The organism is Streptomyces sp. NPDC001480 (assembly GCF_042894725.1).
Taxonomy (GTDB): Bacteria; Actinomycetota; Actinomycetes; order Streptomycetales; family Streptomycetaceae; genus Streptomyces.
On the sequence record NZ_JBIAVX010000007.1, the window covers coordinates 478,585 to 485,510 of the forward strand.

The following is a 6,926-nucleotide window of genomic DNA, read 5'->3' on the forward strand; positions in this document are numbered from 1 at the left end:
GCGGATGGTGCTCATATCCGGCCCGCCCTGCGCTCCGTGACCAGCAGCCACAGCAGGTAGAGACCGCCCAGGACGCCGGTGACCACACCCACGGGCAGCTGGTCGGCGCCGAAGGCGCGCTGGGCGGCCCAGTCGGCGGTGACCAGCAGCGTGGCGCCCATGCACAGGGAGGGCACCAGGTTGGGCCCCGGCGAGCGGGTCAGGCGCCGGGCGAGCTGCGGCGCGGTGAGCGCCACGAAGGTGACGGGCCCCGCGGCGGCGGTCGCCGCGGCGGTCAGCAGTACGGCGGAGACCATCAGCACCAGCCGCACCCGCTCCACCCGCACGCCGAGGGCGTAACTGACGTCGTCGCCCATCTCCATCGCCTTCAGGCCGCGCGCGTTGGCGAGGACGAGCGGTACGAGTACCGCGCACAGGGAGAGCAGCGGCCAGACCTGGTCCCAGTCACGGCCGTTGAGGGAGCCGGTCATCCACACGACCGCGCGGGCCGCGTCGACCAGGTCGGCCTTGGTGAGCAGGTAGCCGTTGACCGCCGTGACGACCGCGGAGACGCCGATGCCCACCAGGACCAGCCGGTAGCCGTGGACCCCCTGCTTCCAGGCGAGCAGGTAGATGGCGAACCCGGTCGCCAGGCCGCCGATCAGCGCTCCGACGGTGACCTCGGTGGCGTTCCCGGACAGCAGCACGATCACCACGAGCGCCCCGGCCGTCGAGCCCTGGGAGAGGCCGAGCACGTCCGGACTGCCCAGCGGATTGCGGGAGACGGACTGGAACAGGGCGCCGCCGAGGCCCAGCGAGGCACCGACCAGGAGGCCGACCAGAACGCGCGGCAGGCGCAGGTCGCGGACGATGTACTCCTGGATCTGGTTGCCGTTGCCGGTCAGCGTCTTGAGGACGTCGGTGGCGGAGATCGGGAAGTCGCCGGTGCCGATCAGCAGGACGCTCGCGGTGAGCGCGGTGAGCAGCAGCAGGACTACGACGGTCAGCGCACGGACGTCCACACGGACGGAGAGCCCTCCGGGGGCGCGCAAGGCACGGGCAGCGGGGCTTTTCTGATGGGTGCTCACAGCTGCGCAGTCCTCCGCCGTCGGACCAGGAAGATGAAGACCGGGCCGCCGATGAGCGCGGTGACGATGCCGACCTGGAGCTCCGCGGGCCGGGCGACGATCCGGCCGATGACATCGGCGCCGAGCAGCAGCGCGGGGGACAGGATCGTGGCGTACGGCAGGATCCAGCGCAGGTCGGGGCCGGTGAAGGAGCGCACGACGTGCGGCACCATCAGGCCGACGAACATGATCGGGCCGCAGGCCGCGGTCGCGGCCCCGCACAGCACGGTGGCGGCGAGCATGGCCAGGGCACGGGTGCGGCCCAGGTTGGCGCCGAGGGCGCGGGCGGTGTCGTCGCCCATCGCCACGGCGTTCAGCGGCCGGGCGAGCAGCAGCGCGAGGACCGTGCCGGCCCCGAGGAACGGCAGGACCTGCGTGATGGTCGAGTCGGTGGCCGAGGACAGCGAACCCACCGTCCAGAACCGCATCTTGCCGAGCGCCGCGTCGTCCATGATCATCACGGCCTGGAGGTAGCCGTAGAGCGCGGCGCTGATCGCCGTACCGGCGAGCGCGAGCCGTACCGGCGTCGCTCCCCGGCTGCCGCCGAGGAACCACACCAGCGCCCCGACCGCCGCGGCGCCCACGAACGCGAACCACACATAGCCGGTCAGGCTGGTGACGCCCAGGTAGGTGATGGCCGTGACGACCGCGGCCGACGCACCCGCGTTGATGCCGAGGAGTCCGGGGTCGGCCAGTGGATTGCGGGTGAGCGCCTGGAGCACCGCCCCGGACAGGCCGAGCGCGGCACCGGCCAGGAGTCCGAGGAGGGTGCGCGAGAGCCGCTCGTCGACCACGACGTCGCCGTACGTCCCCGTGTCGTGGAACAGGCCGTGCCAGACCTGGCCCAGCGACAGCTCTTTCGCGCCGATCGCGATGCTCGCCAAGGTGACCAGCACCAGGATCGCGACCGCGATCAGGAGCCCGAGGGACCGTACCGCCCGGCGGGTTGGGGGCGCGGGGGCGGCATCCGCGCGCTGTTCGGGGGGACTCTCGACCAACACGAGGTTAGGTTAGCCTACCCTCGCATCGGAACTCGATCCCGTGGTGCCCGCTCCCCTCCCCGCGTTCAGAGTCCGAGTCGCGTCAGCGCCTTCTCCCCGTCCAGTTCGCAGGAGCCGTCGCCGGCCGCCGTCCAGGCCGCGGCACACAGCGCCCGCAGTCCGTCGAGCGCCTCGCCCTCGCCCTCCAGTTCCAGCCGCCCGTCGCCGGCCCGCGCCGTCCAGCCACCGCAGCGGAAACCGTCGCCCGCCTCCGCGACCTCCGGCTGTCCGGTGAGCAGCCCGCGCAGATCGGCGTCCACGTACGTCGGCCGGTGCTGCGGCGGCGCGGCCAGCAGCTGGGCGCCGTCGGTGACGCCGGTGAGGACCAGCAGCGAGTCGACGTCCCCGTTGAAGGCGCCCTCGATGTCCGTGTCCAGCCGGTCCCCGACCACCAGCGGCCGCTCGGCGCCCGTGCGCAGGATGGTCTCCCGGTGCATGGGCGGCAGCGGCTTGCCCGCCACCTGCGGCTCGGCACCGGTCGCGATCCGTACGACCTCCACGGCCGCGCCGTTGCCCGGCGCGATGCCCCGCCCGCTGGGGATGGTCAGGTCGGTGTTGGACGCGAACCAGGGCACCCCGCGCGCGACGGCGTAGGACGCCTCCGCGAAACGCCCCCACGCCAGCTCGGGCCCGCCGTACCCCTGCACGACCGCCACCGGATCGTCGTCCGCCGATTCCACCGGCTCCAGGCCACGCTCGCGCAGCGCCACCCGCAGCCCCTCACCGCCGACCACCAGCACCCGCGCACCCGCCGGCACCTGCTCGCTGATCAGCCGCGCGACCGCCTGCGCGGAGGTGATGACGTCGCCGGCCCCCGTCGGTATGCCCAGCTCCGTCAGATGCCCGGCCACGGCGTCCGGCGTCCGCAGCGCGTTGTTGGTGACGTACGCCAGATGCATCCCTCCGTCCCGGGCGACGGCCAGCGAGTCGACGGCGTGCGCGATCGCGCTCCCACCCGCGTACACCACCCCGTCCAGGTCGAGCAGCGCCGTGTCGTACGCGCTGCTCAGGGGGCTCGCACTGCCCTCGGGCCGGGTCCTGACGCCCTGGCTCATTCCGCATCGCTCCTCGTTCGATCGCTCTTCCCCCGATCATGCCGCACGCCACTGAGACACGTACGATGCCGGGATGAACACTGCAGGTCACTCGGAAGCAACGGCGCGCCGAGGCCTCGAACTCACACCGTTCCGCGGCCTTCGCTACGCCCCCGACCGGGTCGGCAGCCTGGCCGCCGTCACCTCCCCGCCGTACGACGTCGTCGTACGCCCCGACGGCCTGCACCACCTCCAGTCCGCCGATCCGTACAACATCGTCCGGCTGATCCTGCCCCAGGCCGGTACCCCGAGCGCCCGCACCGAACAGGCGGCCGACACGCTGCGCCGCTGGCTGGCCGAGGGCGTCCTGGCCGCCGACCCGGAACCGGGCCTCTACGTCTACGAGCAGCGTGACGACGAGGGCATGCTCCAGCGCGGCCTCATCGGCGCGTTGCGCGTCTCCGACCCGTCGGATGGGGTGGTCCTGCCGCACGAGGACGTCATGCCGCCCGTCGTCGCGGAGCGCGCCGCCCTGATGCGCGCGACCTGCGCGAACCTCGAACCGCTGCTCCTGACGTACCGGGGCAACGGCGTGACGGCCGAGGTGATCGAACGCACCGCCGAACGCCCCGCCCTGCTGTCGACGACCACGGAGGACGGCTTCCACCACCGCCTCTGGTCGGTGACCGACCCCGCCGAGCTGACTCTCGTCCAGTCGGACCTGTCCGGCCATCAGGCCCTGATCGCCGACGGCCACCACCGCTGGGCGACCTACCGGCTGCTACGCGCGGAGCACCCCTCCCCGAGCCCCTGGGACCACGGCCTGGTCCTCCTGGTCGACACGGTCCGCTATCCGCTCCGCGTCCGTGCCATTCACCGCCTGCTGCACGGCCTGCCGGTCGCCGACGCGCTGGCCGCCCTCGACGGTCTGTTCCGCGTGACCCGCCTGGAGAAACCGCTGCCCGAGGCCTTGGCGAGCCTCGCCGACGCGGCCTGCGCGGGCAACGCATTCCTGCTCGCCGGCGACGGCGCCTTCCACCTGGTGGACCGCCCGGACCAGGACCTCCTGGCCCGTACGGTCCCCACGGACCGTCCGGCCGCCTGGCGCACCCTCGACGCCACCGTTCTGCACGCCACGCTCCTCGAGCACGTCTGGCACGTCCCCGAGGACTCTCCCGCGCACATCGCCTACATCCACGACGCCGGGGCCACGGTCGCCAAGGCGGAAGGCGACGGCAGCACGGCGGTCCTGCTCCACCCGGTCCGCGAAGAGGTCGTCCGCGACCTTGCCCGGCAGGGCGTGACGATGCCCCGCAAGTCGACGTCGTTCGGCCCGAAGCCGGCGTCCGGCCTGGTGCTGCGCGCCCTGGATCTCTGACGTTCCGGCGTCCGGAACGGCAAAGGGCGGGACCCCTTCGGGATCCCGCCCTTTCGCTCTTTCGCTGCGCGTACGTCAGTCGTCGTCGCCGTCGTGGTCGCGGTCGCGGTCGCGGTCGCCGCCGTGGTGGCTGTCGTGGTCGCTGTCGTCGACGTCCTGGGCGGCAGCGTGCCCCTCGTCCTCGCTCTCGTCGAGCGCGTCGACGAACTCCACGCCGTCCAGCTCCGCCAGCCGGTCCGAGGCGTCCGTGCTGCCGTCGCGGTCGGCCTCGACGGCCTTGGCGAACCAGTCCCGTGCCTCGCCCCGGCGGCCGGCGGCGAGCAGCGCGTCGGCGTAGGCGTAACGCAGGCGCGCGGTCCACGGCTGAACCGAGTTGGAGGCCAGCTCGGGGCTCTGGAGCGTCACGATGGCCGCGTCCAGCTGCCCCATGTCACGCCGGGCGCCGGCCGCGACGAGCCGCATCTCGACCTGCCCGGCCTTGTCGAGCTTCTGCACGTCAGGCGCCCCGGCCATGTCGAGCGCCTTCTCCGGCCGGCCGAGCCCACGCTCGCAGTCGGCCATCACGGGCCACAGGTCCACGTTGCCGGTCATCCGCCGCGCGGCCCGGAACTCGCCGAGCGCCTCGCTGTACTTCTGGTTCGCGTACGCGGCGAACCCGGCGGCCTCCCGTACGGCCGCGACACGGGACGCCAGCCGCAGGGCCACCTTGGAGTAGCCGTAGGCGCCCTCGGGGTCCTCGTCGATGAGCCGGGCGACCATCACCAGGTTCTTGGCAACATCCTCGGCGAGCGTCTTCGGCAGGCTCTGGAGCTCCTGCCGTACGTCCTTGTCGATCTCCTCGCCGGTGACGTCCTCGGGGATCGGCAGCCGCTTGATGGGCTCCCGGTCCCGGTCCCGCTCGTCCCGGAAGCGGCCACCGCCACGGCGGTCGTCCCTACGGTCGTCCCGTCCCCGGAAGCCACCGGGGCGACCACCGCGGTCGTCCCGACGAGGACCACGCCCACGGTCGTCGCGGCCTCGGTCGTCACGGCCACGGAACCCGCCGCGGTCGTCCCTGCGGTCATCACGGCGGAAGTCGGAACGCTGACCCTCGCGACGGTCGTCACGGCGGTCGTCACGACGGAACTCGGGGCGGTCACCGCCACGGCGGTCGTCACGACGGAAGTCCGGGCGGTCACCGCCACGACGATCGTCACGACGGAAGTCCGGGCGGTCACCGCCACGACGATCGTCACGACGGAAGTCCGGGCGGTCACCGCCACGACGATCGTCACGACGGGAGTCCGAGCGGTCATCACGACGGAAGCCGGGGTGCTCGCCACCTCGCCGGTCGTCACGACGGAAGTCGGAACGCTGACCCTCGCGGCGGTCGTCACGGCGGTCGTCACGACGGTAGTCCGGCCGGTCGCCGCCACGACGATCGTCACGACGGAAGTCGGGCCGGTCACCGCCACGACGATCGTCACGGCGGTCGTCACGACGGAAGCCAGGACGTTCTCCACCCCGCCGGTCGTCACGCCGGTCGTCACGGCGGTCATCACGGCGGTCATCACGACGGAAGTCGGAACGCTGACCGTCGCGACGGTCGTCCCTCCGGTCGTCGCGGCCGCGGAACCCACCCCGGTCGCCTCGGTCGCCTCGGTTGTCATCCCGCCGGAAGCCACCACGCTCGGCCCGGTCGTCACGGCGGAATCCACGGTCACGGTCGTCACGGCCGCGGAACCCGCCCCGATCGTCACGGCGGTCGTCACGGCGGTCGTCACGGCGATAGCCACCGCGGTCGTCGTCGCGGCGGGGACCACGGGCGTCGCGGTCGTCACGGCGGCCGTAACCGCCCCGGTCACCGCGGTCGTTGTCACGACGCTGACCGCCCTGGTAGGGACGGCGGTCACCGCGGTCACCACTGTCCCGCCGCCGCGGGTCGCGCTCCGGTCGGTCGCCGGGAGAGTTGGTGGACATGGTGACTCCTGTCTGCGGTACCGCAAGTCATTCTCGCGCAGCCGGGTACCCGGTGCGCTCCGGAAAATAAAAAAGGACCCCTGGTCCCAGCTGAACGCTGGTGACCAGGGGTCCTCCAAAGATTGTTCGGCGGCGTCCTACTCTCCCACAGGGTCCCCCCTGCAGTACCATCGGCGCTGTGAGGCTTAGCTTCCGGGTTCGAAATGTAACCGGGCGTTTCCCTCACGCTATGACCACCGAAACCCTAATGGTTTCGAGCGAACAAGCACACTCTTCAATTGTGTGTTCAGCTCTAGCCGGCAACTGTTCGTTGCCTCAGAACTAACACAGTGGACGCGAGCAACTGAGGACAAGCCCTCGGCCTATTAGTACCGGTCACCTCCACCAGTTACCTGGCTTCCAGATCCGG

6 protein-coding genes and 1 rRNA gene are annotated in these 6,926 nt (G+C 72.1%); 1 reads left to right on the plus strand and 6 read right to left on the minus strand.

The annotated features are described in order from the left end of the window. Positions 1-11: 11 nt before the first annotated feature. The 3 genes from ACFY01_RS20335 to ACFY01_RS20345 all read right to left on the minus strand — a co-directional run bounded on the left by ACFY01_RS20335 (position 12) and on the right by ACFY01_RS20345 (position 3,201). Positions 12-1,067, minus strand: coding sequence for a FecCD family ABC transporter permease (locus ACFY01_RS20335; protein ID WP_390737093.1), 1,056 nt, complete (start codon positions 1,065-1,067; stop codon positions 12-14). After that, the gene (locus ACFY01_RS20340) at positions 1,064-2,107 is read right to left on the minus strand and encodes a FecCD family ABC transporter permease (protein WP_390737094.1); all 1,044 of its coding nucleotides are present in this window, start codon (positions 2,105-2,107) and stop codon (positions 1,064-1,066) included. The genes ACFY01_RS20335 and ACFY01_RS20340 overlap by 4 nt, the downstream gene beginning before the upstream one ends. Positions 2,108-2,172: 65 nt before the next feature. Then, positions 2,173-3,201: an HAD hydrolase-like protein gene (locus tag ACFY01_RS20345; protein WP_390737095.1), complete on the minus strand. Its 1,029-nt coding sequence runs from the start codon at positions 3,199-3,201 to the stop codon at positions 2,173-2,175. Positions 3,202-3,274: 73 nt separating this feature from the next. Between ACFY01_RS20345 and ACFY01_RS20350 the strand changes: the two genes are divergently transcribed. Continuing rightward, positions 3,275-4,558 carry a DUF1015 domain-containing protein gene (locus ACFY01_RS20350; protein ID WP_390737096.1) on the plus strand — a complete coding sequence of 428 codons (1,284 nt, stop codon included), beginning with the start codon at positions 3,275-3,277 and terminating at the stop codon, positions 4,556-4,558. Positions 4,559-4,633: 75 nt separating this feature from the next. Here ACFY01_RS20350 and ACFY01_RS20355 read toward each other — a convergent pair whose 3' ends face one another. The 3 genes from ACFY01_RS20355 to rrf form a co-directional block, all read right to left on the minus strand. Next, entirely contained in the window at positions 4,634-5,425 is a 792-nt protein-coding gene (locus tag ACFY01_RS20355) for a hypothetical protein (RefSeq protein WP_390737115.1), read from the minus strand. After that, complete coding sequence (locus ACFY01_RS20360; protein ID WP_390737116.1) at positions 5,317-6,636, minus strand: hypothetical protein; 1,320 nt, start codon at positions 6,634-6,636, stop codon at positions 5,317-5,319. The genes ACFY01_RS20355 and ACFY01_RS20360 overlap by 109 nt, the downstream gene beginning before the upstream one ends. A 5-nt stretch (positions 6,637-6,641) precedes the next feature. Beyond that, positions 6,642-6,758, minus strand: a 5S ribosomal RNA gene (rrf, locus tag ACFY01_RS20365). Positions 6,759-6,926: the final 168 nt, after the last annotated feature.